This window comes from Pseudomonas sp. FSL R10-1350 (genome assembly GCF_009600525.1).
GTDB classification, from domain to species: Bacteria; Pseudomonadota; Gammaproteobacteria; order Pseudomonadales; family Pseudomonadaceae; genus Aquipseudomonas; species Aquipseudomonas helleri.
In genome coordinates this window covers 139,405-165,451 of the sequence record NZ_WIVR01000005.1, presented here as the reverse complement: position 1 = coordinate 165,451, position 26,047 = coordinate 139,405, and the positions used below count along the sequence as shown (strand labels likewise).

The 26,047-nt window shown below is 57.1% G+C and carries 22 protein-coding genes and 2 pseudogenes; 14 read left to right on the top strand and 10 right to left on the bottom strand.

Annotation, left to right across the window (positions count from 1 at the left end; genetic code table 11):
• Positions 1-572, top strand: a pseudogene (locus GHO25_RS04475) (iron-sulfur-binding ferredoxin reductase); the annotation flags it as partial.
• Positions 573-722: 150 nt separating this feature from the next.
• Here the strand turns inward: GHO25_RS04475 and pyk are convergent.
• On the bottom strand, positions 723-2,174 hold the full coding sequence (gene pyk, locus GHO25_RS04470) for a pyruvate kinase (protein ID WP_048370609.1): 1,452 nt from the start codon (positions 2,172-2,174) through the stop codon (positions 723-725).
• Positions 2,175-2,328: 154 nt separating this feature from the next.
• Between pyk and GHO25_RS04465 the strand changes: the two genes are divergently transcribed.
• The 3 genes from GHO25_RS04465 to sbcB all read left to right on the top strand — a co-directional run bounded on the left by GHO25_RS04465 (position 2,329) and on the right by sbcB (position 4,835).
• Entirely contained in the window at positions 2,329-2,703 is a 375-nt protein-coding gene (locus tag GHO25_RS04465; RefSeq protein WP_048390709.1) for a tol-pal system YbgF family protein, read from the top strand.
• Positions 2,704-2,918: 215 nt separating this feature from the next.
• Positions 2,919-3,278, top strand: a complete 360-nt coding sequence (locus tag GHO25_RS04460; protein WP_153390013.1) for a PilZ domain-containing protein — start codon at positions 2,919-2,921, stop codon at positions 3,276-3,278.
• A 105-nt stretch (positions 3,279-3,383) separates the two neighbouring features.
• Positions 3,384-4,835 (top strand): exodeoxyribonuclease I, encoded by a 1,452-nt coding sequence (gene sbcB, locus GHO25_RS04455; RefSeq protein WP_178109981.1) that lies wholly within the window; start codon positions 3,384-3,386, stop codon positions 4,833-4,835.
• Between the two features lie 78 nt (positions 4,836-4,913).
• Here the strand turns inward: sbcB and mvaT are convergent, their stop codons facing one another.
• Positions 4,914-5,291, bottom strand: a complete 378-nt coding sequence (gene mvaT, locus GHO25_RS04450; protein WP_048370601.1) for a histone-like nucleoid-structuring protein MvaT — start codon at positions 5,289-5,291, stop codon at positions 4,914-4,916.
• A gap of 348 nt (positions 5,292-5,639) precedes the next feature.
• On the opposite strand from mvaT, the gene purU reads away from it, so the two are divergent.
• Together purU and GHO25_RS04440 are read left to right on the top strand one after the other, a co-directional pair.
• Positions 5,640-6,488, top strand: a complete 849-nt coding sequence (gene purU / locus GHO25_RS04445) for a formyltetrahydrofolate deformylase (RefSeq protein ID WP_048370599.1) — start codon at positions 5,640-5,642, stop codon at positions 6,486-6,488.
• 135 nt (positions 6,489-6,623) lie between these two features.
• Positions 6,624-6,809, top strand: a complete 186-nt coding sequence (locus GHO25_RS04440; RefSeq protein WP_153390011.1) for a hypothetical protein — start codon at positions 6,624-6,626, stop codon at positions 6,807-6,809.
• A gap of 69 nt (positions 6,810-6,878) precedes the next feature.
• Here the strand turns inward: GHO25_RS04440 and GHO25_RS26825 are convergent, their stop codons facing one another.
• Positions 6,879-7,643: a methyl-accepting chemotaxis protein gene (locus GHO25_RS26825; protein WP_371928888.1), complete on the bottom strand. Its 765-nt coding sequence runs from the start codon at positions 7,641-7,643 to the stop codon at positions 6,879-6,881.
• A gap of 93 nt (positions 7,644-7,736) precedes the next feature.
• Positions 7,737-8,768, bottom strand: a pseudogene (locus tag GHO25_RS26820) (cache domain-containing protein); the annotation flags it as partial.
• A gap of 195 nt (positions 8,769-8,963) precedes the next feature.
• On the opposite strand from GHO25_RS26820, the gene GHO25_RS04430 reads away from it, so the two are divergent.
• Positions 8,964-10,442 (top strand): helicase HerA-like domain-containing protein, encoded by a 1,479-nt coding sequence (locus tag GHO25_RS04430; RefSeq protein ID WP_153390009.1) that lies wholly within the window; start codon positions 8,964-8,966, stop codon positions 10,440-10,442.
• A 158-nt stretch (positions 10,443-10,600) separates the two neighbouring features.
• Here the strand turns inward: GHO25_RS04430 and GHO25_RS04425 are convergent, their stop codons facing one another.
• Positions 10,601-11,053 carry a DUF721 domain-containing protein gene (locus GHO25_RS04425; protein WP_048370590.1) on the bottom strand — a complete coding sequence of 151 codons (453 nt, stop codon included), beginning with the start codon at positions 11,051-11,053 and terminating at the stop codon, positions 10,601-10,603.
• Between the two features lie 307 nt (positions 11,054-11,360).
• Between GHO25_RS04425 and secA the strand changes: the two genes are divergently transcribed.
• The 3 genes from secA to GHO25_RS04410 all read left to right on the top strand — a co-directional run bounded on the left by secA (position 11,361) and on the right by GHO25_RS04410 (position 16,504).
• Positions 11,361-14,114 (top strand): preprotein translocase subunit SecA, encoded by a 2,754-nt coding sequence (secA, locus tag GHO25_RS04420; protein WP_048370589.1) that lies wholly within the window; start codon positions 11,361-11,363, stop codon positions 14,112-14,114.
• Positions 14,115-14,228: 114 nt separating this feature from the next.
• Positions 14,229-15,446, top strand: a complete 1,218-nt coding sequence (argJ, locus tag GHO25_RS04415; RefSeq protein WP_153390008.1) for a bifunctional glutamate N-acetyltransferase/amino-acid acetyltransferase ArgJ — start codon at positions 14,229-14,231, stop codon at positions 15,444-15,446.
• Positions 15,447-15,559: 113 nt separating this feature from the next.
• A complete protein-coding gene (locus GHO25_RS04410) occupies positions 15,560-16,504 on the top strand; it encodes a Nudix family hydrolase (protein ID WP_178109980.1) in 945 nt (314 codons plus the stop codon).
• A gap of 363 nt (positions 16,505-16,867) precedes the next feature.
• Here GHO25_RS04410 and GHO25_RS04405 read toward each other — a convergent pair whose 3' ends face one another.
• From GHO25_RS04405 to GHO25_RS04395, 3 genes are read right to left on the bottom strand one after another with little or no spacing between them, the layout of a single operon-like run.
• Positions 16,868-17,449, bottom strand: a complete 582-nt coding sequence (locus GHO25_RS04405; protein ID WP_153390006.1) for a cob(I)yrinic acid a,c-diamide adenosyltransferase — start codon at positions 17,447-17,449, stop codon at positions 16,868-16,870.
• 2 nt (positions 17,450-17,451) lie between these two features.
• Positions 17,452-19,488, bottom strand: coding sequence for an ATP-binding protein (locus tag GHO25_RS04400; RefSeq protein WP_048370581.1), 2,037 nt, complete (start codon positions 19,486-19,488; stop codon positions 17,452-17,454).
• Positions 19,489-19,535: 47 nt separating this feature from the next.
• Positions 19,536-20,417, bottom strand: coding sequence for a putative 2-dehydropantoate 2-reductase (locus GHO25_RS04395; protein WP_256677158.1), 882 nt, complete (start codon positions 20,415-20,417; stop codon positions 19,536-19,538).
• Between the two features lie 176 nt (positions 20,418-20,593).
• Between GHO25_RS04395 and GHO25_RS04390 the strand changes: the two genes are divergently transcribed.
• Together GHO25_RS04390 and GHO25_RS04385 are read left to right on the top strand one after the other, a co-directional pair.
• Positions 20,594-21,079, top strand: coding sequence for a YajQ family cyclic di-GMP-binding protein (locus GHO25_RS04390; RefSeq protein WP_018926510.1), 486 nt, complete (start codon positions 20,594-20,596; stop codon positions 21,077-21,079).
• A gap of 211 nt (positions 21,080-21,290) precedes the next feature.
• On the top strand, positions 21,291-22,133 hold the full coding sequence (locus GHO25_RS04385) for a mechanosensitive ion channel family protein (protein ID WP_153329542.1): 843 nt from the start codon (positions 21,291-21,293) through the stop codon (positions 22,131-22,133).
• A 263-nt stretch (positions 22,134-22,396) separates the two neighbouring features.
• Here the strand turns inward: GHO25_RS04385 and GHO25_RS04380 are convergent, their stop codons facing one another.
• Positions 22,397-23,677 (bottom strand): OprD family porin, encoded by a 1,281-nt coding sequence (locus GHO25_RS04380; RefSeq protein WP_048370573.1) that lies wholly within the window; start codon positions 23,675-23,677, stop codon positions 22,397-22,399.
• A gap of 789 nt (positions 23,678-24,466) precedes the next feature.
• Between GHO25_RS04380 and GHO25_RS04375 the strand changes: the two genes are divergently transcribed.
• Together GHO25_RS04375 and GHO25_RS04370 are read left to right on the top strand one after the other, a co-directional pair.
• On the top strand, positions 24,467-24,898 hold the full coding sequence (locus GHO25_RS04375; RefSeq protein ID WP_048370571.1) for an HIT domain-containing protein: 432 nt from the start codon (positions 24,467-24,469) through the stop codon (positions 24,896-24,898).
• A complete protein-coding gene (locus GHO25_RS04370) occupies positions 24,895-25,101 on the top strand; it encodes a SlyX family protein (RefSeq protein ID WP_048370570.1) in 207 nt (68 codons plus the stop codon). Before GHO25_RS04375 ends, GHO25_RS04370 begins: the two co-directional genes overlap by 4 nt.
• A 66-nt stretch (positions 25,102-25,167) precedes the next feature.
• On the opposite strand, the gene GHO25_RS26720 is transcribed toward GHO25_RS04370, so the two are convergent.
• On the bottom strand, positions 25,168-25,770 hold the full coding sequence (locus GHO25_RS26720) for a cold-shock protein (RefSeq protein WP_048370568.1): 603 nt from the start codon (positions 25,768-25,770) through the stop codon (positions 25,168-25,170).
• Between the last annotated feature and the right edge of the window lie 277 nt (positions 25,771-26,047).

Here is a 26,047-nt window from a genome sequence, read left to right as displayed (position 1 = left end):
AGCATGTGGTGCTGTGGACGCCCGGCGGCATCGCCCGGCCTTATTCGTTGGCCAGCCTGCCTGATGGGGACCGCTTTCTGGAGTTCCATGTCGATTGCGCGCACCCCGGCGAATTTGCCGATGCGGCCCGGCAGTTCAAGGTGGGCGATCCCGTGCGTTTGGGCGAGTTGCGTGGCGGGGCGTTGCGCTACGACCCGGACTGGCAAGAGCAGCCGCTGTGGCTAATGGCGGCGGGTACCGGGCTGGCGCCTCTGTTTGGCGTGCTGCGCGAGGCGCTGCGCCAAGACCATCAAGGGCCGATCCGGCTGGTGCACGTGGCCCGCGATGACAGCGAGTTTTATCTCAGGGTGCAGTTGCAAGCATTGGCGGCCGAACATGCCAACCTGACGCTTGAGTGGGTGCTGCGCAGCGAGTTGGCAGACTATCTGTTGCAGTTGCGTGTGGTTGCGCGGCAGACCCACGCGCTGGTCTGCGGCCATCCGGACACGGTTGAAGCGTTTGCCAAACGGCTGTTTTTGGCCGGGCTTTCGCGCAATCAGCTGTTGGCCGATGCATTTTTGACCCGCAGTTGATGTAGGCGCTGTCGAGGCACGAAGGCTGCGATCTTTTAAGGTCAAAAGATCGCGAGGCAAGCTCGCTCCTACACAGGAACGGTGCGGGTTGTTATAAAAAAGCCCCGCCGGATTGCTCGGGCGGGGCTTTGGGTGTGGGCCGGTTAGGGCTTACACCATTTTGTCGCCGACATGCAGGATCTTCATGCCGTTGGTGCCACCGATGGTGTGGTAGCTGTCGCCCTTGGTCAGGATGACCCAGTCACCTTTCTCTACGACGCCGCGCTTGAGCAGTTCGTCGATAGCGGCCTGGCTGACTTGTTCTGGCGGCAACGAAGCCGGGTCGAACGGTACGGTGTAGACGCCACGGAACATGGCCGCACGGGCCTGGGTTTCGCGGTGCGGGGAGAACGCGTAGATCGGCACCGAGGAACGGATGCGCGACATGATCAACGGCGTGTAACCGCTTTCAGTCAGGGCGATGATCGCTTTAACGCCAGGGAAGTGGTTGGCGGTGTACATGGCCGCCAGCGCGATGCTCTGGTCGCAGCTTTCGAAGGTCTTGCCGATGCGGTGGCTGGAGGTTTTGCTGGTCGGGTGCTTTTCAGCGCCGACGCAAATACGCGCCATGGCCTGCACGGCTTCCAGTGGGTAAGCACCGGCAGCACTTTCGGCCGACAACATCACGGCGTCGGTGTAGTCGAGAACTGCGTTGGCAACGTCGGACACTTCGGCACGCGTTGGCATCGGGTTCTGGATCATCGACTCCATCATCTGGGTCGCAACGATCACCGCCTTGTTGTGGCGACGTGCGTGCAGAATGATTTTTTTCTGGATGCCCACCAGCTCGGCGTCGCCGATTTCAACGCCCAGGTCGCCACGGGCAACCATGACCGCGTCACTGGCTTTGATCAGTGCGTCGAGGGTTTCGTCGTCGGCTACTGCTTCAGCGCGTTCGATTTTTGCTACCAGCCAAGCGGTACCGCCGGCTTCGTCACGCAGTTGACGGGCGTATTCCATGTCAGCGGCGTCACGCGGGAACGACACGGCGAGGTAGTCGACTTCCATTTCGGCAGCCAGCTTGATGTCAGCCTTGTCTTTTTCAGTCAGCGCAGGGGCGGTCAGGCCACCACCACGGCGGTTGATGCCTTTGTGGTCCGACAGCGGGCCGCCGATCAACACCACGCAGTGCAGAGCATCGGCAGTGGCGGTTTCAACGCGCATGACCACGCGACCGTCATCGAGCAGCAGTTCGTCACCGACGCCGCAATCCTTGACCAGATCCGGGTAATCGATGCCAACAACTTCTTGGGTACCTTCGGTCAGCGGGTGGCTGGTGGAGAAGGTGAAACGATCACCGATTTTCAGTTCGATGCGTTTGTTGGCGAATTTGGCGATACGGATTTTCGGGCCTTGCAGGTCACCCAGCAACGCGACGAAACGGCCGTGCTTGGCGGCGATGTCACGCACCAGCTTGGCGCGAGCCTTGTGCTCATCGGGAGTGCCGTGGGAAAAGTTCAGACGGGCGACGTCCAGGCCAGCGAGGATCAGCTGTTCAAGCATCTCCGGGGAATTGCTGGCAGGGCCAAGTGTGGCAACGATTTTAGTTCGACGAACGGACATGCAAAGACTCCTGAGTTCAAGCGCTGCCAAAGGCTACTATGGTCTTTGGCTGTAGTCATTGTTCCTCTGCACTACTTTCGACTTAAGTTGTGGTGCACAGGCTATGAAGAATTTGCCGGCGGGGTCGATACACTGTTGAGAACAGGAGATGCCCATGCGCTTTTTGCTAATTTTAGTGGTGGTCAGCAGTGTTGCTGGCTGTACCCGCTGGTCAATGAACCATCATTTGAACAATGCCTACCGGGCGTATGACCGTGGTAATTGTGAAGCGGTGATGCTGGAGCTGTCAGAGGTAGACCGTGACAGCCGCAGCCGTCCTTATATCTGGCCGCAAACGGCAATGTTGCGCGGGCTGTGTCTTGAGCGTACAAAGTTTTACCTGGATGCCGCCCAGACCTATCAATACATCATCAACGAGTTCCCGAAGAGCGAGTACGCCTATCGGGCCAAGGCTCGGATCGAAACGCTGCGTATCCTCAAGTTCATTCCTGGCCCCAGTCAGGCTCAAGCCCTGCCGGCGAAGATTTGAGGCGTGTTGAGTGTTGAGTGCGCGCCACGGGGCCATAACCCCTGCGTGGCGGGATCTTGGCGGTAATTGATGGCGCATAGCCATCACCCGGTTATTTATTGACTACGCTTTACCTGAATCGGTACGCAACACCGTAAGACTCAGTGCCTGGTCGGCAGCCCTTTGGCGTGCGGCCTTCCGGGCAGTTACCCCGGGCCTTTACAAGTGAATTCAATATGGTTACTGAGCGCCGCATCCAGCGTCACGAATTGACATCTTTTCTCAAAGTCTTCAATCGCTTCGCGGACAAGCCCATGGGGTATTTGGGCAATGCCTCCGAGGGCGGTCTGGTGTTGATCAGCCACTTGCCTCTGCTGGTCGAGGCCGACTTTCAGCTACGCTTCAAGCTCCCCGGCAGTGATGGTCAGGTGCACTTGATCGACCTTGTCGCCCGGTGCCTGTGGTGCCGTGAAGATGTTACGCCCAACGTCTATGACTCCGGTTTTATCCTCTATCAGCCGCCTGAGGAATACCTCGCGCTGATCGACGACCTGCACCACTATTTCAGCTTTTACCCCAGACAAGCCTCTGCCTGACGGGCTGGCGCAGACGAGACCAGCAGCTTGCCCTTAAGGCTTCGGGCTGGTCTTGCCTGGCGTTGAACGCCTAGACTGAGTGGGAATACTGCTCAGGAACACCCCGTGACTTCCATTTTCTGGTACGACTACGAAACCACCGGCATCAATCCGCGCAACGATCGTGCGGTGCAGGTTGCCGGGATCCGCACCGACTTTGCGCTCAACGAGATAGACCAGCCGCTCAATCTGTACTGCCAGCCCAGCGACGATATCCTGCCGCACCCCATGGCTTGCCTGGTTACCGGCATTACCCCGGGCGTTCTGGAAGACAAAGGCCTGGGCGAAGCCGAGTTCATGACCCGCACCCATGCGCAATTGGCGCAGCCGGGCACCTGCGGGGCGGGCTATAACACCTTGCGTTTCGATGACGAAGTCACGCGCTATAGTCTGTACCGCAACTTCTTCGATCCTTACGCGCGCGAATGGCAAGGCGGTAACAGTCGTTGGGATTTGATTGATGTTGTGCGTGCGGCGTATGCGCTACGCCCTGAAGGCATTGTGTGGCCCGAAGAAGACGGGCGGGTGACGCTCAAGCTTGAGCGTTTGACGGCCGCCAACGGCATTGACCATGGTCAGGCACACGATGCGCTGTCTGATGTGCGTGCAACCATTGCATTGGCGCGTCTGATCCGTGAAAAACAACCAAAACTGTATGACTGGTTATTTCAATTGCGAACTAAACAGCGGGTGCTGGATCAAGTTCGATTGTTGCAACCCATGGTGCATATCTCGGGGCGTTTTTCGGCGGCGCGGCATTATATCGGTGTGGTTTTACCCTTGGCCTGGCATCCCAAAAACCGTAATGCATTGATTGTCTATGACCTGCATTTTGATCCGCAGCCTTTAATGGACATGGAGGCTGAATCGCTTCGTGCGCTGCTTTATACGCGGCGCGAAGAATTAGCCGAAGGTCAATTACCCATTGGACTTAAGCTGATTCACGTTAATCGTTGTCCGGTCGTCGCCCCGTTAACTGTTGTGCGTGCGCAGGATCAGCAGCGTTTGCAGTTGGACATGGCGGATTATCAAGCGCGTGTCCAGGTGCTGATAGCGGCCCAGGAAGTTTGGCAGCAAAAGTTAAATGTTATTTATGCCCGCGAAGACTTCACTCCCAGTGAGGACCCGGAGCAGCAACTGTATGACGGTTTTCTTGGTGACCGCGACCGGCGGTTGTGTGAACAAGTACGCTTAAGTGATCCGGAACAGTTGGGTAAAGATACGTGGCCTTTTGATGACGAACGGTTGCCTGAATTATTATTCCGTTACCGCGCGCGAAACTTTCCAGCGACCTTGAGTGAGCAAGAACACGAGCGTTGGCAGCAGTTTTGCCAACAGCGTTTGACCGACCCGGCCTTTGGTGCGCCGTTGACCCTGAGCCAGTTCAACGAGGCTGTAGAAGGCCTGGCGCGCAGCGCAACGCCTGCGCAGTTGAAGCTCTTGGAGCAATGGCAGCGTTACGCTCAGGACGTGAGCCGGCGAGTAGGGCTGGCAACTCCGGGCGCTGAAACGGACTAAATGCCGGGCAATAAAAAAACGCCAGCAAGCTGGCGTTTTTTATGGGTGTTGCTGAACACGCGAGGTGTTCGCAATCACTTAGCCGAGCAAAGTTGCCCAGCCTTCAACCACGTCGCTGCCCCACTTGGCTTTCCACTCTTTCAGAGTTTTGTGGTTGCCACCTTTGGTTTCAATCACTTCGCCGTTGTGCGGGTTTTTGTATTGTTTAACCTTACGGGCACGTTTGGTGCCGGTGGTTTTAACAACACCACGTGGTGCTTTGCTTGCTTTGGCTTCTGGGTCCAGCAGCGCGATGATGTCACGCAGCGACTTTTGGTATTCGCCCATCAGCGTACGCAGTTTGCCTTCAAATTCCAGCTCGGTTTGAAGTTTGTCGTCTTCCGACAGGTTCTTCAGGCGAGCTTGCAGTTCTTTGATGGCTTCTTCTGTTGCGCGGTATTCGTTGATCAAGGACATGAGGCTTACCTTATGCTGAAGTGGTGACAGGGAGACAGTGGCGCAATAATAGTCAGACAGTTTCAGCAAGTAAATATCCAATGTCAGATTAATTTAAATTTTTATTCATTAACTTTTGTCAGTCTGCACTATGTAGCCGGTTTAATAGGTCGATACCCGGGCTTAATCAAAGTCATTAATAAATAGTATCAACGGATCGATAAATTCAATGCAGGCCACGGCGCTGTTGGCGTCGACGCTTTTGCACCGCGACCCCGTGGCACAGGCAATAAGGCTCAACGAATACTGTAGTTTTGCTGCGCACTCGCTAGAATGGCGGCCTTAGTAAAGTTTTGGAGTTTTCCCCTCATGCGCACTTTTCGGTTGGTGATCGCCTGCCCCGACGGCGTCGGCATTGTCGCCAAGGTCAGTAATTTCCTGGCCTCCCACAATGGCTGGATCACTGAAGCGAGCCACCACTCGGACGACCAAAGCGGTTGGTTCTTTATGCGTCACGAAATTCGTGCCGACTCTTTGCCGTTTGGCATTGAGGCGTTTCGCGAGGCATTTGCCCCGATCGCTGAAGAGTTTTCGATGCAGTGGCGTATTACCGATACAGCGCAGAAAAAACGCGTGGTATTGATGGCCAGCCGTGAATCTCACTGCCTGGCAGATTTGCTGCACCGCTGGCACAGCGATGAGCTGGACTGCGATATTTCGTGCGTTATCTCTAACCACAATGATCTGCGCAGCATGGTGGAGTGGCACGGTATTCCGTTCTACCACGTGCCGGTTGACCCGAAAGACAAGCAGCCTGCGTTTGCCGAAGTCTCACGTCTGGTCAAACACCACGAGGCTGAAGTTGTGGTATTGGCGCGTTACATGCAAATTCTGCCGCCCGACCTGTGCAGCGAATACGCCGGTCAAGTCATCAACATCCACCACAGCTTCTTGCCGTCTTTTGTGGGTGCCAAGCCTTATCACCAAGCGTCCATGCGCGGTGTGAAGCTGATCGGCGCGACATGCCATTACGTTACCGAAGAGCTGGACGCCGGTCCGATCATCGAGCAAGACGTGGTTCGCGTTAGTCACAGTGACAGCATTGAAGACATGGTGCGTTTCGGCCGTGACGTCGAGAAGATGGTGCTGGCCCGTGGCCTGCGTTATCACCTCGAAGACCGCGTCCTGGTGCACGGCAACAAAACTGTCGTGTTCTGATGCGAGAAGGTTTTTGTGGGAGCGGGCTTGCTCGCGATAGTGTCTGCCCGGTGCGTCTGACAAACCGAGTCGTTTGCATCGCGAGCAAGCCCGCTCCCACGGATTTTCTACAGATTGGACGCTGGAGGATTCGCCATGACTGATCCACTCGACAAGGCTACCTCCAGCGCCCCGGCCACAGTGGGTGAGGGCTGTTTGAGTCGTTACGACCCGGACGCCCTCAGCCCTGAGGATGGCACCGATTTTCCTGACGCCGCCAGGCTTTGGGAGCAACTACAGCAAGACGCTGAAGCAGATCCCAAGCCGTATGGCTATCTGTAGGAGCGAGCTTGCCTCGCGATCTTTTAAACGATCAAAAGATCGCGAGACAAGCTCGCTCCTACAGAGTGCTTAGAGACGGAAACTGCCCACCAATTGCTTGAGGCGAGCGGCCTGTTGTTCGAGGTCGGTGCAGGCGCGCAAGGTGGATTGCAGGTTTTCAATCCCTTCCTGATTCAGCGTATTGATCTCGGTAATGTCCATATTGATCGACTCAACCACCGAGGTTTGCTCTTCGGTTGCGGTCGCCACGGACTGGTTCATGCCGTCAATCTCACCAATACGCTCCGTAACGCTGACCAGCCGCTCACCGGCCAGGTTGGCGATTTCGACGCTGTCTTCGCTGTGGCGCTGGCTTTCATCCATGGTGCTGACCGAGGCGCGGGCACTGACTTGCAACTCTTCGATCATCGCCTGCACTTGTTGCGCTGACTCTTGAGTGCGGTGTGCCAGGTTGCGCACCTCATCTGCCACCACGGCAAAGCCGCGCCCGGCTTCTCCGGCGCGGGCCGCTTCAATGGCGGCGTTGAGGGCCAGCAGGTTGGTTTGCTGCGAGATGCTGGTGATCACTTCGAGGATCTGCCCAATATTCACGGTCTTGCCGTTGAGCGACTCGATATGGCCACTGGACGTGCCGAGCATTTGCGACAGTTGCTGCATGGAACTGATGCTGCGCTCAACCACTTGCTGGCCTTCGGTCGCCAGGCCGCGGGCGTCGCTGGCCTGTTGTGAGGCCTGGGCGGCGTTGCGGGCGATCTCTTGGGCGGCAGCGCCCAGTTCGTTGATGGCGGCGGCAACACTGTTGGTGCGGCTGGCCTGCTCGTCGGAGTTGAGCATTGACGAGTTGGAGGCGCTGACCACGCGCAGGGCCACTTCGTTAACCTGCGCGGTGGCAGATGACACTTCGCGCATGGAGGTGTGAATGCGCTCTACAAAGTCGTTGAACGCACTGCCCAGGGTGCCGAACTCGTCGTTGGAGGTTACGTCGAGGCGGCGGGTCAAATCACCTTCACCTTCGGCAATGTTCTGCATGGCGCGGGTCATGACGTGCAGGGGCTGCAACAGCAAGCGGATCAACAGGCCGAGAAGGGCGATGATCGAAATTACGGCAATCACCGTGGCAATCACCGCCGATGTCCGGAATGTGTTCAGTGCCGCAAAGGCCTTTTCTTTGTCCACGGACAGACCGATCGACCAGTTGACGTTCCCCAGCCCTTTGACCGGGGTAAAGGTCACGATCCGGGTTTTGCCGTTGGCCTGGATTTCGCTGAACGCGCTGCTGATGGGCGGCGTGTCCTGCGGGTAAATATCCTTCAGGTACTGTGTGACCAGGGTTTTGTCCGGGTGAACCAGGACTTTGCCGTCGCCACTGATCAGAAAGGCATAGCCCAGGCCATTAAAGTTCAAGGCATTGATGGTGTCCGTGATGGTTTGCAGGCTCAGGTCAGCACCGGCCACGCCCAGTGTCTGCCCGGATTTTTTCACGGCGCTGCCAATCGAGATGATCATCTGCCCGGTGACCGCATCAATGTACGGTTCGGTCAGGCTGGCGCTGGCGCTGTTGACGGCGTCCTTGTACCAGGGGCGGGTGCGCGGATCGAAACCGTCGGGCATTTTGCTGTCAGGGCGAATGGTGAATGCGCCCTGGTTGTCACCAAAGTAATCGGCCATGAAGGTGCTGGTCAGCGCCTTCTGCTCCAGCAAGCTGGCGGCTTGGGCGGGCTCGGGGTTGATGGCCAACGATTGTGCGAGGTTTTCGACCAGCAAAATGCGCCCGCCGAGCCATGTTTGAATGGTATTGGCGGTGACACTGCCCATCTCATGCAGGTAGTTGTCGAGGTTGTTGCGGATGGCATTGCGCTGCAAGTAATCGTTGTACAAGGCAAAGAGTGAGAACGCGGCTATGACAATCAGGGACGCAGCCAGCAGGATTTTATGACTGAAACGCAGGTTTTTATTCATGGCTAGAAGGGTCCGCTAAGTTCTATAAATGTGAGGCCTACACGCTGTAAAACGCGCACTCTACAAATCACGGCTAGAACAGAAGCGATTTGAGTATTTATAAGTGGGCTTTCCTACGCTAAATCAGGAATTTTCTGGTCTAGCATTAAGAGGGTATCGACGCGGACCCGTGAAAGATTAATCAAAGGTGGCAAAATGCCTGACTCTTCTGCTCTTGTACTCGGCGCTGACCTTGCGGGTCAGCCCATTGCTCAGTCGTTACGTTTGGCCAATCGCCATGGTTTAGTGGCGGGTGCCACGGGGACCGGTAAAACCGTCACCCTGCAACGTTTGGCTGAGCAATTCAGCGATGCGGGGGTTGCCGTGTTTGCCGCCGACATCAAGGGCGACCTGTGTGGGCTGGGCGCGGCGGGCAATCCCCAAGGCAAAATTGCGGAGCGCATTGCCAGCATGCCGTGGCTGAATTATCAGCCCAAGGCGTACCCGGTCACCCTGTGGGACATCCAGGGCAAAACGGGCCATCCGTTGCGCACAACCCTGAGCGAAATGGGGCCGTTGCTGCTGGGCAGTTTGCTTGAGCTGACCGACAGCCAGCAGTCTGCGTTGTACGCGGCGTTTAAAGTGGCTGATCGCGAAGGCTTGTTGCTGCTGGACCTCAAAGACCTCAAGGCGCTGCTCGGGCATTTGCGTGAGAACCCGGACGTGCTGGGCGAAGACGCAGCGTTGATGACGACGGGGTCCAGCCAGGCGTTATTGCGCCGTTTGGCCACGTTGGAGCAGCAGGGCGCCGAGTCTTTGTTTGGTGAGCCTGCGCTGCAACTCGAAGACCTCTTGCAGCCTGCCAGCGATGGCCGTGGGCGCATCCATTTGCTGGATGCCAGCCGCCTGGTGCACGAAGCGCCCAAAGTGTATGCGACCTTTCTGTTGTGGCTGTTGGCTGAGCTGTTTGAGCAATTGCCGGAGCGTGGCGACGCCGACAAGCCCTTGCTGGCGCTGTTTTTCGACGAGGCGCATTTGTTGTTTGCCGATACGCCCAAGGCGCTGCAAGACCGTTTGGAGCAAGTGGTCCGGTTGATTCGCTCCAAAGGCGTGGGTGTGTACTTTGTCACGCAATCACCGGCGGACTTGCCTGACACGGTGCTGGCGCAATTGGGCTTGCGTATCCAGCATGGATTGCGTGCGTTCACCGCCAAAGAGCAAAAGTCGCTGAGGGCGGTGGCCGACGGGTTTCGCCCGAACCCGGCATTTAGTGCGTTGGCGGTGTTGACCGAACTGGGTACGGGCGAGGCGTTGGTGGGCATGCTCGAAGAAAAGGGCACGCCAGCGATGGTTCAGCGCGTATTGATTGCGCCACCGCAGTCGCGCATCGGGCCGCTGAGTGAGGCCGAACGGGCGGCCTTGATTGCCAGTTCGCCCTTGCAGGGGCGTTATGACAAACCCATAGACCGCGAATCGGCTTACGAAGTGCTGCAGGCGCGCAAGGGCCAGGCGCCAGAAGGGCAAGCACCGGCGGCGCCCCATGAGCCGAGCTTGCTGGATCAGGCGGGTGAGTTTTTGGGGACGAGTACCGGCAAAGCCCTGCAATCGATGGCACGCCAGGCCGCGAGCCAGATGGGCCGTCAATTGGTGCGCGGGTTATTGGGGTCGTTGCTGGGTAATGGCAAGCGTAAATGAAGCGGCGGTCCTGCGGCAGAAGCCGAGTTTTTGCGTAGGAGCCTGCCGCAGGCTGAGATCTTTTAGGCTTGTCATATAGATAGCGTGTGCAGGTTTTACGACTGCTGCGCAGTCGGACGTAGCCTCGCAAAGCTCGTCAACTGCTACAGATGGTGGGCTTATTTTGGTCGGGCGTGGCTGGCCAGGCGTTCAAGGGCTGCGCGCAGGGCCGGGTCGCTGATGCCTTCGGCGGTGGCCTGGATGGTTTGCCCGGCATCCACAGACAGGTCATGGGTGTGCCCGCCGACTTTGGCTTGCACGGTAGGCGGCTGCACTTTAAACAAAATCCGGGTCAGGCTGGCGAACTCGTCAAAGGCTTGCAGTTGACGTTGCAGGCGTTTTTGCTGGTAGCGCAAACGCGTGGCCCAATGGCCATCGGTGACGATTAACAACAAGCTGCCTTCACGCCAGGATGCCACGTGGCAATGTTCGCGGGCGGCAGGCTGGAGTTGGCTTTCAAGCAGGCGTTGCAGGTGCGCAAGGCGCTTGGCATGGCCAAAAATGGCTTTTAGGGGCTTGGCCTCGCGGAGCAGAACGGCGGGTGCACGTGCTGGGTGTGGGCGAAATGCCATGATCAAACACCTGAGAAAACTGAATGGCAATCCTAGCAGAAACCGCCATTTCCCTCGACACAGACCTGAAACGGTTAAGTTTATATGCAAAATCAATAGGTAACTTCTTCACTGCATGGGTTGAAGTTCCGCAAAAAGGCCTTATTTTAGTCAGGCCCCGTCACAACGCTGTACCAGTATCGTGGAATAACGCCACTTTCCTCACCGCCGTTTCCGGGTAGAATGCTCGCTCGCATGCGGCCATCAGGGCTGCTCGGGCGACTCTCGGGGCCGCCCTCCATCCCTATGTGTGGAAGATCCTGCCGATATGTTTGCGCCTTTGTTAAAGAAACTTTTTGGAAGCAAGAACGAGCGCGAAGTTAAACGCATGCTCAAGACGGTACAGGTCGTTAATGCCTTCGAAGAGCAAATGGTTGCTCTGAGTGATGAGCAATTGCGCGCCAAGACCGAAGAGTTCAAGGCCCGCATAGCTAAAGGTGAGACCCTCGATCAATTGTTGCCTGAAGCGTTCGCGGTCTGCCGTGAAGCCGGTAAGCGCATCATGGGCATGCGTCACTTTGACGTACAGCTGATCGGTGGCATGACCTTGCACGAAGGCAAGATCGCAGAAATGCGTACCGGTGAAGGTAAAACCCTGGTAGCTACCTTGGGCGTTTACCTCAATGCATTGTCCGGCAAGGGCGTGCACGTGGTTACCGTGAACGACTACCTGGCACGTCGAGATGCCAACTGGATGCGCCCGCTCTATGAGTTCCTGGGGCTTTCGGTCGGTGTGGTCACACCTTTCCAGCCACCACAGGAAAAGCGTGAAGCCTACGCCGCCGACATCACTTACGGGACCAACAACGAGTTTGGCTTCGATTACCTGCGCGACAACATGGCTTTCAGCATGGAAGAAAAATTCCAGCGCGAGCTTAATTTCGCTGTCATCGACGAAGTCGACTCCATCCTGATCGACGAAGCGCGTACGCCGCTGATCATCTCGGGTCAGGCCGAAGACAGCTCCAAGCTGTACACCGAAATCAACAAGCTGATCCCGCGTCTTGAACAGCACATCGAAGAAGTGGAAGGCGAGGTCACCAAGCCTGGTCACTACACCATCGATGAGAAGACCCGCCAGGTCGAGCTGAACGAATCCGGCCACCAGTTTGTAGAAGACATGCTGACCCAGATCGGTCTGCTGGCCGAAGGCGAAAGCCTGTACTCGGCGCACAACCTGGGCCTGTTGACCCACGTGTACGCTGCTCTGCGCGCTCACAAGCTGTTCCATCGCAACATCGAATACATCGTTGAAGACGGTCAGGTATTGCTGGTCGACGAACACACCGGCCGTACCATGCCGGGTCGTCGTCTGTCCGAAGGCCTGCACCAGGCGATTGAAGCGAAGGAAGGCCTGAACATTCAGGCAGAGAGCCAGACCCTGGCATCGACAACCTTCCAGAACTACTTCCGTCTGTACAACAAGCTGTCCGGCATGACCGGTACGGCAGACACCGAAGCGTTCGAATTCCACCAGATCTACGGTCTGTCGGTGATGGTTATCCCGCCGAACAAGCCGCTGGCGCGTAAAGACTACAACGACCTGGTGTTCCTGACCGCAGACGAGAAGTACGCCGCCATCGTGGCCGACATCAAGGACTGCATGGAAAAAGGCCGCCCGGTACTGGTCGGTACTGCCACCATCGAAACCTCTGAGCACATGTCCAACCTGCTGAAGCAGGAAGGCATCGAGCACAAGGTACTGAACGCCAAGTTCCACGAAAAAGAAGCTGAAATCATTGCACAGGCCGGTCGTCCGGGCGCACTGACCATCGCCACCAACATGGCCGGTCGTGGTACCGACATCCTGTTGGGCGGTAACTGGGAAGTCGAAGTGGCTTCGCTCGAGAACCCGACGCCAGAGCAAATTGCCCAGATCAAAGCCGATTGGCAAAAACGTCACCAGCAAGTGCTGGAGTCGGGTGGTCTGCATGTCATCGCTTCCGAGCGCCATGAATCGCGCCGTATCGACAACCAGTTGCGTGGTCGTGCCGGTCGTCAGGGTGATACCGGTTCCAGCCGCTTCTACCTGTCGCTGGAAGACAGCCTGATGCGTATCTTCGCTTCTGATCGAGTGAAGAACTTCATGAAGGCCCTGGGCATGCAGTCTGGCGAAGCGATTGAGCACCGCATGGTGACCAACGCAATCGAAAAGGCTCAGCGCAAGGTTGAAGGTCGCAACTTCGATATCCGTAAGCAATTGCTGGAGTTCGATGACGTTAACAACGAGCAGCGTAAAGTGATTTATCACATGCGTAACACGTTGCTGGCGGCTGAAAACATCGGCGAAACCATTGCCGACTTCCGCAAGGACGTGCTCGACAGCACGGTCAGCGCGCACATCCCGCCGCAATCGTTGCCTGAGCAGTGGGACATTGCCGGTCTGGAAGCCGCCATCGAAAGCGGCTTTGGGGTGAAACTGCCGATCCAGCAATGGCTCGACGAAGACGATCACCTGTACGAAGAAACCCTGCGCGAGAAGCTGCTGAACGAGCTGCTGGCGTCGTACAACGAGAAAGAAGAACAGGCCAGCGCGCAAGCCCTGCGCACGTTCGAGAAGCAAATTGTGCTGCGTGTTCTGGACGACCTGTGGAAAGACCACCTGTCGACCATGGACCACTTGCGTCACGGTATCCACTTGCGCGGCTATGCGCAGAAGAACCCGAAGCAAGAGTACAAGCGCGAGTCGTACAACCTGTTCTCCGAGCTGCTTGATTCGATCAAGCGTGATTCGATCCGTGTACTGTCCCATGTACAGGTTCGTCGCGAAGACCCGGTTGAAGAAGAAGCCCGTCTGCGTCAAGAAGCTGAAGAGCTGGCTTCGCGCATGCAGTTCCAGCACGCCGAAGCGCCAGGCCTTGATCAGCCTGATGCCATGGCCCAAGTGCTTGAAGGTGCAGACATCGCTGACGTCGACACGTCGTCCGAGCCGGTGCGCAATGACCAGAAGCTGGGCCGCAACGAGCTGTGCTACTGCGGCTCGGGCAAGAAATACAAGCACTGTCACGGGCAAATCAACTAAAGCCCGCTTCATTTGCTGAAACACCTGCGCCGCGACCGGCTTTAGCCGTCGCGGCGTTTTACCATTGAATTCCCGCCCATTGGCGGAACTGTCATCTCTATGTAGGAGCGCGTCATGGCTGTTGGTCTTGGTCCTTTGCCTGTTTTGCACCCGGTGGCCGGTTTTGAGCTGGGTATTTCTAGCGCCGGTATCAAGCGTCCCGGGCGTAAGGATGTCGTGGTCATGCGCTGCGCGGAAGGCTCGAACGTCGCTGGCGTGTTCACCTTGAATGCCTTTTGCGCCGCGCCGGTGATTTTGGCCAAGCAACGTGTTCAGGGGGCAGTGCGCTACCTGCTGACCAACACTGGCAATGCCAACGCCGGTACCGGCGAGCCGGGCCTGATCGCGGCCACACGCACCTGCGCCAAGCTGGCTGAACTGACGGGTGTGGATGCCAGCGCTGTGCTGCCGTACTCCACCGGTGTGATCGGCGAGCCGCTGCCGGTTGAGAAAATCGAAGGTGCTTTGCAAGCCGCGCTGGACGACCTGTCGGAAAACCATTGGGCCGAAGCGGCCACCGGCATCATGACCACAGATACCTTGCCGAAAGGGGCGAGCCGTCAGTTTGAGCATGAAGGCGTGACCATCACCGTCACCGGCATCAGCAAAGGTGCGGGCATGATTCGTCCGAACATGGCCACCATGCTGGGTTACATTGCGACCGACGCCAAAGTGTCCCGCGACGTCCTGCAAAACCTGTTGCTTGACGGTGCCAACAAGTCGTTCAACCGCATCACCATCGATGGCGACACCTCGACCAACGATTGCTGCATGCTGATTGCCACCGGCAAAGCCAACCTGCCAGAAATCACCGAAGCCAGCGGCCCGCTGTTCGCAGCCTTGAAGCAGGCGGTGTTTGAAGTGTGCATGGACGTGGCCCAGGCCATCGTGCGTGACGGCGAAGGCGCGACCAAGTTCGTGACCGTTGAAGTGAATGGCGGCGGCAACCACCAGGAATGCCTGGACGTCGGTTACACCGTGGCTCACTCGCCGTTGATCAAGACTGCGCTGTTTGCCTCTGACCCGAACTGGGGCCGTATTTTGGCGGCCGTTGGGCGTGCCGGTGTGCCGGACCTGGACGTGAGCAAAATCGACGTGTTCCTCGGCGAAGTGTGCATTGCCAGCGGCGGCGCACGTGCGGCCACTTACACCGAAGAGCAGGGCTCGGCGGTGATGGCTCGCGAAGAAATCACCATTCGCATCGAATTGGGTCGCGGCACCGCCAGCGAAACCATCTGGACCACAGACTTGTCCCACGAGTACGTGAAAATCAACGCTGAATACCGTACCTGATCACTGCTCTACGCGAGCATGCAGGCCATGCTCGCGTAGAACGTTGGTGCGGGTAGATACCAAGGTTTGGCGTTTAAAGCCTGGCAACAGGCCGGATTAGAGGAAGCACAAGGGTGAAACGAATTCATGTGGCTGCGGCCGTTATCCGTGGCGAGGGCGGCAAGGTACTGATTGCCCGTCGCGCTGATACTCAGCATCAAGGCGGGCTCTGGGAGTTCCCTGGTGGCAAGGTCGAGGCAGGGGAGTCGGTCGAGGCTGCGTTGAATCGTGAGCTGCAAGAAGAACTGGGGATTACGGTGAGCGCTGCGCGACCGTTGATCAAGGTTCAGCATGATTACCCGGACAAGCAGGTTCTGCTTGATGTTTGGGAAGTTTCGCAATTCACGGGCGAGCCTCATGGTGCAGAAGGTCAGCCATTGGCGTGGGCTTCGGCGCGAGACTTGGCCAGTTATGAGTTCCCGGCGGCGAATCAGCCGATAGTGGCGGCTGCGCGTTTGCCGGATCAATACCTGATCACCCCGGACGGGCTGGAAACGCCGGAGTTGTTGCGCGGTTTGCAGAAGGCCATTGCAGGCGGTATCAAGCTGGTTTCATTGCGTGCGCCCAATGGTTACGACCCCAAGTACCGCGATTTGGCGGTGGATGCGGCCGGGTTGTGTGCCGGCAAGGCGCAACTGATGCTTAAAGGTCCGCTGGAATGGTTGGGGGATTTTCCTTCGGCGGGTTGGCATTTAACCGCGGCGCAATTGCGCAAATACGCCGCCAAGGGCCGGCCGTTGGCAAAAGAGCGCTGGTTGGCAGCTTCGTGCCATAACGCAGAAGAACTGGCGTTGGCTGAGCAGATGGACGTGGATTTTGTGACCCTGTCGCCGGTATTGCCAACCCAGACCCACCCGGATACACAGCCTTTGGGCTGGGAGCAGGCGCAGGCGTTGATCGCCAACTTCAACAAGCCGGTGTTTTTGCTGGGCGGGTTGGGGCCGGACGATTGCCAGCAAGCATGGAACATCGGCGCACAGGGCGTTGCCGGTATACGCGCGTTCTGGCCGCAGGAATAGACCTCAGTGCGGCGTTGAAGCGACGGGGGGCGTGATCTCTGTAGTCGCTGCCGAGGTACGAAGGCTGCGATCGGGTGCGAAGCGGTCGTGAAATGATCGCAGCCTTCGTACCTCGTCAGCTCCTACTAGATAGGTGTAGAAGATCAAAAGATCGCGAGGCAAGCTCGCTCCTACAGAGGGCACGAGATCTCTGTAGCAGTTGACGAGCTTTGCGAGGCTACGTCCGGTTGCGAAGCAGCCGTAAAAAGCTCGCAGCCTTCGTACCTCGTCAGCTCCTACCAGATAGGTGTAGAAGGTCAAAAGATCGCGAGACAAGCTCGCTCCTACAGGGGGCGAGCGACTACACCATTAGGGGAATACGGTTTATTCGGCGGGCTTGGCTGCCGCCTGCCACAAGATCTCGGCTATCCCCTGGCGTTTGGCAATCAAACGCGCGGCCACGAACAGCAGGTCTGACAGCCTGTTGATGTAGGCCAGACCCACCCCCGCCAATGGTTCCAGAGCATTGAGTTGCTGGCAGCGGCGTTCGGCGCTGCGGGCCAGGCTGCGGCAGATGTGGGCTTGGGCGATCAAGGTGGAGCCGCCGGGCAAAATGAAGTTTTCCAGCGGGCCCAACTCTTCGTTCCAGCGGTCAATCGCCGCCTCTAAACGTTCGACTTCAGCGCTGTTGAGCGCCTGATACACCGGCATGGCCAGTTCGCCACCCAGGTCGAACAGTCGATGCTGACAAGGTTCAAGCACTTCAATCAACTCATTTAGCCCCGAACACTCGACGCTGTGGGCGCTGAGCCCGGCCAGCAGTAGACCCAATTGGCTGTTGAGCGTGTCGACTTCGCCGATGGCTTCTACCCGCGGGTGATCCTTGGGCACACGCCGGCCGTCGCCAAGGCCTGTTTCACCTTTGTCGCCGGTGCGGGTGTAGATCTTTGATAAGCGAAAACCCATGTTTACAGTTCCATGGTGGTTGATTCGTGAGAAGGCAGCAGGTTGCCCGCCAATGGCAGGCGCAGGGTGAAGCAGGTGCCTTGGCCTAATGTGGAGTGCACTTCCATCTGCCCTTTGTGGTTGTTGGTGACAATAAAGTACGACACAGACAGGCCAAGCCCGGTGCCTTGGCCGACTTCCTTGGTGGTGAAAAACGGCTCGAAGATGCGTTTGCGCACCTGTTCGGGCATGCCGACGCCGTTGTCTTCCACCTGGATCTCCGCCCAGGGCGGGTTGAGTTTGGTGCGCAAAATGATGCGCCCGGGCTCGGTATTGGCGGGACGCTGATGAATGGCCTGGGCTGCGTTTTTCAGCAGGTTGAGCAGCACTTGCTCCAGTTCGTTGGGGATACCGGGCACGGGGCCCAGCTCGGGGTCGAACTGGCGAACAATGTCGTGGCCCCTGAAATCAAAACCCAGGGCCAGGTCAAAGTCATTGCTGGCAATGTCTATGGCCTGATCAATCAACGCCGATAAATCGCACGGGCTCATTTGCCGGTTGCTGCGGCGGCTGAAGCTGAGCATGTGGGTGACGATTTTTGCTGCGCGAGCGCCAGCCTGCTGGATGCCGTCGAGTAACTGCGGCACTTCGCGGGCCTGCAAGTAGTGGCTGATTGCATCCAGGGTAATGCCGGTCTGCTCGGCGACTTCCAGGTTTTTCGGCAGGTCGCTGGACAGGCGTCGGCGAATGTTTTGCACGTTGTGCAGAATCGCCCCCAAGGGGTTGTTGATTTCGTGGGCCATGCCGGCCGCGAGTCCGCCCACCGAAAGCATTTTTTCCGACTGCACCATCATGTCTTCCAGTGACAGGCGCTGGGTAATGTCGTCGATACGGATCACCACGCCGCGCCCGCTGCTGCCGGTCAGCGGGTAAAAGGTCAGGGCATAGTGGCGGACTTCGTCGTTCTGGGTCCAGGTCACCCGTTCGATCTTGGCCACGCGATGGGTTTCGATGGTGTCTTTAAGCTGCGGCAAAAAGGGTTTGAGCGGTTCGAAGGCCAGGTAGATCGGCTGGTTCATGGCCTCATCGAGTTTCGTCCCGGACAGGGCGCTGGCTTCCTGGTTCCACTGGGTGACGTAGAGTTGGTCGTCCAGCGCAATCAGGGCGGAGGGCATTGAGTCGATGATGTTGTTGAGGTAGTTCTGGAACCCCGTCAGTTTTTTCTCGATTTTGCTGCGAACTTGTACTTCAAGCTCCAGCTTGCGGTTGGTGTGGCGGGTTTCTTCGGCCAGGGTCTGGGCTTGGTCGTAAGCTGCCTGCGCCTCATCACGGGCGCGTTTGAGCTCTTGTTCGCGTGCTTCGATACGCGACAGCATGGTGTTGAATGCTTCCGCCAGGCTGCCGATTTCATCGTGATTACCCGGTGCTGCGCGCAAGGCGTAGTTTTCTTCGCGGGTGACCTGGCGCGAGAGTTCTTCAAGGCGATGGATGGGGTGGGTAATCAGCCGTTTGATCTGCCGTGAAACCACCAGCCACAGCAAAATGCTGAAGATCAAAATCCCCAGGCTCGCGGTGAGTGTGCCGGTGTAAAACGCGGCGGGTAATTCGCTGCTGGCGATCAGTAGCAAGTGCCCTGAAGGTTTATCGCCGTTGTGCAAGCGCGTGATCAGGTGGCTGCGCAGCTCGGTCAGGCTCCAGGCTTCAAGCTGGCGGTAGTGCTCGGGCAGTGGCAGGTGCTCGCCATGTTGCAGTTGAGCCAGCAAATGCCCTGAGCCGTCGTAAATGGCCGCCGCGCGCAGAGGTGCGTAGCTGCCTATTTCGTCGAGCAACGCTTCAGCCTGTGACGCAGAGTCCAGCGACTCAACAATCAGTTTAGGGTTGGACGCCAGCCGCCCCAGGGTTTGCAAGGCTTGCGGGGCGGTGCTTTCGTGTGAAATCCAGTACGCGGCGGTGATGAAGGTTAAGTTGGCCACCACCAGCACAGTCGCCAGCAGGACGAGGAGGGCGGCCAGCAACTTCTGGCCGACCGGAAGGTTTTCGAGGCGCTGGCGCAAGGGCATCGCAATGACCGCATAAAGAAGAACGAAGTCGCAGGGTAGCGCGGGCCTCAGTTGCAGGGCAATCCGCGCTGCTTCAGGTGGTCGATCAGTCGCTGATGCAGGGCGTGTAAATGCGGCGCGGCGAACTGCCGCTGGCGTGCCGCTTCGCAGGCGTAACCCAGCAAGTAGCTGATTTCGGTGCGCCGGCCTTGGGCGACATCCTGATGCATTGAAGAATAGTTGTTGGCCGTGGCCTGGATCACACGATGCATTTCGGTATTCAAGTTGTCTGCCGCCTCGGCTTGGTCGCAGCGCTCAAGCAAGGCAGCCAACTCGTCACACAGGGTGTCGACCTCGGCGCGGTGCGCCTGCAAGCCGCCATTTCGGCAGTTGTACAGTACCGTCAGCGGATTGATCGCACAGTTCAGCGCCAGCTTTCGCCACAAGCGGCTGAGAATCGTCGGGCTCCATTCGTGGGCGATGTGGCTGCGTTGCAGGTCTTCGAGCCAGTGCGGTGCTTCGCCCTGACGGGTATCGCCCAGCCAGGTGTGGCCCGCTCCAGCAAAGACTACGCGCCAGTCGCTCTCACGAAATGCGCCTTCTGTGCTGGAGGCAAAAATGCAGCGTACCTGGGGCACCCTGGCCGCCACCGCCTGTTGGCTGCCAAGGCCATTTTGCAACAGCACCACATCGGCACCGGGTTGAAGCCGGTGGGCAATCTGCGCGATGGCGTGTTCGGCGTCATACGCCTTGCAGGTGACCAGCAAACGCTCGATCGGCTCGTCAGCCTCAGGCAACTGAGCGGTGACGGGCAGCAGGTGGGTTTGCTCGCCTTCAACTAGAGTTAAGCCGTGGGCAGCCTTATAGGCGTGCAGGCGCGCTGCGTTGCGCACGATCAATGTAACCGGCAACCCCGCTCTCGCCAGCCGGGCGGCCCACAGTGTGCCCATGCTGCCGGCGCCCAGAATGTGCCAGCGAGTAGGGGCAGATCTGCAGTTAAAAGGTGGCATGTGTGCTCGCAAGTGAATGACGTGGAAGAACCGCTATAATGCCCGCGCATTTTAACTGTCAGGTCAGGCGCGCTCCATCTGTGTTGTGCGCGCCCTTTAAAGAGTGGAGAAATTACATGCCGTCGTTCGACGTGGTATCCGAACTGGACAAACACGAAGTCACCAACGCAGTCGAGAACGCCGTCAAGGAGCTGGACCGTCGTTATGACCTCAAAGGCAAAGGCAGCTTTGAGTTCAAAGAAAAAGACCTTACGGTGAATCTGACCGCCGAGGCGGATTTTCAGCTCGAAGCCATGATTGAGATCCTCAAGCTGGCATTGGTCAAGCGCAAAATCGACGTGCAGTGCCTTGAAGTCAAGGATGCTTACGCATCGGGCAAGCTGATGAAGCAAGAGGCGGTGCTTAAGGAAGGCATTGATAAAGAGCTGGCGAAAAAGATCGTTGCTCACGTCAAAGACGCCAAGTTGAAGGTGCAGGCAGCCATTCAGGGTGAGCAGGTTCGTATCACCGGCAAGAAGCGTGATGACCTGCAAGAAGCCATTGCAGCCCTGCGTGCCAAGACGTTTGACATGCCGCTGCAGTTCAATAACTTCCGCGACTGATCACGGCCAGGGAACCTGTGGCGATCATCGACGTCCGATTTTCCTGGGCGCGGCTTAAACGATTGAGCGTGAGCGTTCAATCGTTTGGGTCTGTACGACATGTCTTCGAGTGAAGCTTAGGTGCGGCGACGGCCTGAAGCATCACTGAGCATGGACATATCGGGTACAGAGCCTGAACAACGTCACCGGATATCGGTATTAGGAGAGATAAATGGATCTGAACGCGGAAATTGATCACCTGGTCAAGACCTCGCAGGCCTGGCTTCCAATGATTATGGAATACGGTAGTCGTGTGTTGCTGGCGCTTATCACGCTGGGTGTTGGCTGGTGGTTGGTTAATCGGCTAACTGGCAAGTTGAGGCAGTTGCTGGCAGTGCGCAAGGCTGATCTGGCGCTGCAAGGCTTTATCAGTACCCTGGTTAATATCATTCTCAAGGTGTTGCTGGTGGTCAGCGTCGCCTCGATGATTGGCATCCAGACAACCTCATTTGTGGCTGCAATCGGTGCTGCTAGCTTGGCCGTTGGCCTGGCGTTGAAGGGCAGTCTTGCCAACTTTGCGGGTGGGGTGCTGATTTTGCTGTTCCGCCCGTTCAAAATCGGTGACTGGATCGAAGCGCAAAGCGTGAGCGGAACTGTAGATAGCATTCAAATCTTCCACACAGTGCTGCGCACCAGTGACAACAAAACCGTTATCGTGCCCAACGGCAACCTGTCCAACGGCGTCATCACCAATTACAGCCGTCAGCCGACGCGCAAGGTGGTGTTTGATGTGGGTGTCGATTACGAGGCAGATTTGCAGAAGGTGCGTGAGGTCTTGCTGGCCCTGGCTGACGACCCTCGGGTGCTGAAAGAGCCAGCGCCAGCCGTGGTTGTGACCGCCTTGGGCGACAGTGCAATCACCATGTCGCTGCGTGTGTGGGTTGATACGCCCAACTACTGGGATGTCTTGTTCATGTTTAACGAACATGCCCGCGACCGCTTAAAAGCGCAGGGTGTTGATATTCCGTTTCCGCAACGGGTCGTTCGCGTTGTGCAGGAAGTGTCTGCGGGCTAATTGTTAATTCGATAGTCAGCTATTTAATAGGCACAAAAACAATTAAAGGGACTTCGGTCCCTTTAATTGTTTCTGGGGTGTGTAAGACATATCTGAAGATGGACTCGGAAGTCAGCTTTGAGTGAGTGATAATTGCTTGCATTTATGCTTGTTAGTTAGCTTCCTATATATAAGCGTAATCCGCAGGCAATAAAAAACCCCGCACCTGAATAGATGCGGGGTTTTACTGAACAATGCGGGTAATGACTGCCCGAAGGCGGTTATTACAAGATGTTCAGTGGGTATTCAACGATGATACGAACATCGTTGTTGTCAGTGTTGCCGCTGTCTGCGTGGTAGTTACCGTTGTTGCGGTAAACAGCGCTACGCAGGCGGAAGGACAGGTCTTTGGCCGGGCCTTCTTGCATCACGTATTTGCTCTCGAAGTTGAACTCGTGTTCTTTACCTTCGCCCGTGTCGGTGTTGATGTTGTCGCCTTTAACGTAGCGAGCCATGAAGCTCAGGCCTGGCACGCCATAGGTGGCCATGTTCAGGTCGTAGCGAGCCTGCCATGAACGCTCGTCTCTGCCGTTAAAGTCGGAGTATTGCACGGAGTTGGCGAGGAAAATGGTGCCGCCGCCGTCTACGCCGTAGTAGTAACCGCTGTCACCGGTAGAGCGCTGGTGAGCCAGGGTGAACTTGTGAGCGCCGATGCTGTAGGCCGCTGCCAAGCTCCAGATTTTGTTGTCAACGTTGCCTGCCAGTTCCTGGCCTTGGCTCGAGGTTCTGTAGCCGTTGAAGTCGAAGTTCAGGGCTTGAGAATCGTCGATCGGGAAGGTGTAGTTCAGGTTGATGTACTGCTTCTTGAAGTAGTCATCAACGTCCGACGCTGCCAGGCCGCCGACGAAGTTGTCGGTGAACTGATAGGTCGCGCCGGCGATGTTGGCTGCTGGCAGGTGCAGGCTGTCATGGTACATGCCGGTCTGCGAGCTGATGGCGGTGAAGCGACCTGCGCTCAGTTCCAGGCCTTTGATTTCGTGGGAAGTAATCAAAGTACCGGTCGCCACTTCAGGCAGCAAACGGCTGTCATCGGTAGAGAAAACCGGGCTTGCAACGAACTGGTTGCCGTACTTCAGGACGGTGTCGGACAGGCGGAATTTGATAGCGCCGCCGGCCTTGGATTGAGTGTCTTCTGGCGAACCATCGCTCTTGGAAGCGAACAGGCCGTTGCCTTGACGACCGGCACCGCCGTCCAGGCGCAGGGTGCCCATGGCGAATGCATCAACACCGACACCGATGGTGCCTTGGGTGAAGCCCGAAGAGTAGTTGAGCAGTTCGCTCAGACCCCAATCTTCACGGTAACCGCTTTTGTAGCCGCCACCTGGCTTGGCAATGTTGCCAGCGCCGTTTTTGAAGTCACGGTTCATGTACAACATGCGAGTTTTGGAAGTCAGCGTGCTGTCTTCAATAAAACCTTTGGAATCGTCCTGGGACGAAGCCATTGCGAACTGTGTAGTTCCGGCTGAAACAGCCAGGGCGATCATGCTCCACTTCATCACGCGCATCGTGATTTGCTCCTTTGGTTTTAGGAAGAGTACTGCCGTCCCACCTGAATTATTATCTGGGCGGCTCTTTCTTTTTGTGTCGGCGCAAACTTATATCACGCCGACCCTATTGGCTATAGTTGCCTTCAAAAGCTTTCAGCTTCTTTACAGCTAAGTCACGAAATACACTCTACATGTCGCTCTTTGGCAGCTATGTGTCGTGCCTCGCATGTTGCTCAAGCTGTTTTTCTGAACGAGACAGCCAAATAGCCTGCTGACCCCTTATTAAAGCTCCCCTTTTTGACGGCTCAACTTTTTTGTTATTTATCGTCGGGTCGCAGCTCCCCTGCCGCGCCCCAGTCGACCTGTACCGTGTATATGCAACAAGCATGCTCAAGTCAGGTTTTGAGCATGAAAAAAAATTATCTGGCTTTTGGCGGGCTGACAGGCCCGGTTTAGCGAGGTTGAGGTGATCGCTGGCCTGCTTTGAAGGGCGCGTTGCATGCACCCGGAGGCGGCGTTGCAGCCCCAAAGATGTGCAAAATGTTACCGCTTCACCCCGGTGTGGGTAGCAGGTGACGTTTAGGTGCACTAAAACCACTCGGTCTGTGCCGTTTTGGTGCAGGAGTGTCTGGCGAATGCTTGGAGCAGGTACGACGCCCGTTGGCCATCGGCTTGCGTCCAGGGGCGAGCGCGGTGTGATGCTGAAGGCAATCAAGGGTATCCTGCACATCTGACGCTCGCAGGGCAGGCGGGTCTGGCCCGGCCTTGAGTCGAGCTTAAATTATTTGTTAAACAGGAGAGCACCCCGTGTTCATTTTGGATACACGCCTTCAAGAGGATACCTGGCTGATTGGGGATTTCCCTTTGTGCCGCTTGTTGCTTTCCAACGACTCGAATTACCCCTGGTTCATTTTGGTGCCGCGCCGCGAGGGTATCAGTGAGCTGTTTCAATTGGATGACGCTGATCAGCAATTGATGTGGGCTGAAACCACAGCGCTGGCTGGCGTGCTTAAAGAGCTTTTCACGGCTGACAAAATGAACGTGGCCACATTGGGTAACGTGGTCAGCCAGTTACACATGCATGTGATTGCCCGGTACGCGTCGGATGCGGCCTGGCCAGGTCCGGTATGGGGTAAGCATCCTGCCAAACCTTACAGTGAGGCTGATGTGCAAGTGATCCGGGACAAGCTTAAAGCGGGCCTGGGCGCTGGTTTCACGTTTGTGGAGGGTAAGCAGTGAGCCTTGAAGAGCGAGTGATGGATCTGGAGAGCCGCCTGGCGTTTCAGGACGACACCATTCAGGCATTGAACGATGTGCTGGTGTCGCAGCAAAACGCAGTTGATCGACTGCAACTGCAGATAGCGGCCTTGCTCAAGCGCCAGGAAGAAATGGGCGGGCAATTCGAGTCGTTTGAGGACGAGGCGCCGCCACCGCACTACTGAGTTTTCAGCAGGCATAAAAAAAACCGCGAAACAGCCAGGCTGCTCGCGGTTTTTTTCAGGCTGAAATCAGCGGCGCGGTAACGCTGCGATCACATCTTCAGCTTGCAGGCCTTTGTCACGGTTCATCACCGAGAACTCAACACGTTGTCCCTCCACCAATACACGGTGGCCTTCGCCACGGATGGCGCGGAAGTGGACAAAAATATCATCGCCGGAATCTCGGGAAATAAAGCCGAAACCTTTGGAGGTGTTGAACCACTTTACAGTGCCTGTATCGCGGTTGGTCATGTCGTAGGTTTGTGCGGTGGACGAAGGTGACGACTTGTAGAAACTCACGATCAAGTGCAGGGCTACAGCAATCACGGCAGGTACCAGGCTGATCAGGATCGCTGGTTGGTCGCCGATCGGCAGCAGCAGGCCGAACAGGGTGAGGGTTTGCAGGACAACAGAGAGCACCAGCAAGGCGCTGACCAGGTTTTGCAGTTGATGGCGTGGGCCTTTATTCCAGTAAGGAATGACTGGCGCCAGTGCCAGGTTAAGCAGGCCAAGAAAAGCCAGGTAAAGAGCATCAGCGTGTTGGAGGTAAGGGACAGCGTCGGATTGCAGGCTGGGAATGAAGGACAGCAGCAAAGCAGCTGCGCCCGTTAGTAGGTGAACGATTTTCAACATTTCAATTAACTCACGTTTAGACGGATCGCAAGGAAGAGCTGATAGCGCGCGGTTCGCTTCTGAAAAAAATGGAGGCGCTGGACACGCACGTGGTATCAGCCTATGCACCGTCGCCAGAGACTTGGCGAAGGCGACACGCTGCCTATTTAACAGCAAAGCTTGGGCCTTCTCAAATTAAGCGTATTGAGATGTCGAGCGCAGTGTTTGCGCGAGAAGGCCCGGAAAATGCGTACTTATGGCGAAGGCCTTGCTCTAGAGCCCTGTAGTCCACTTCTTT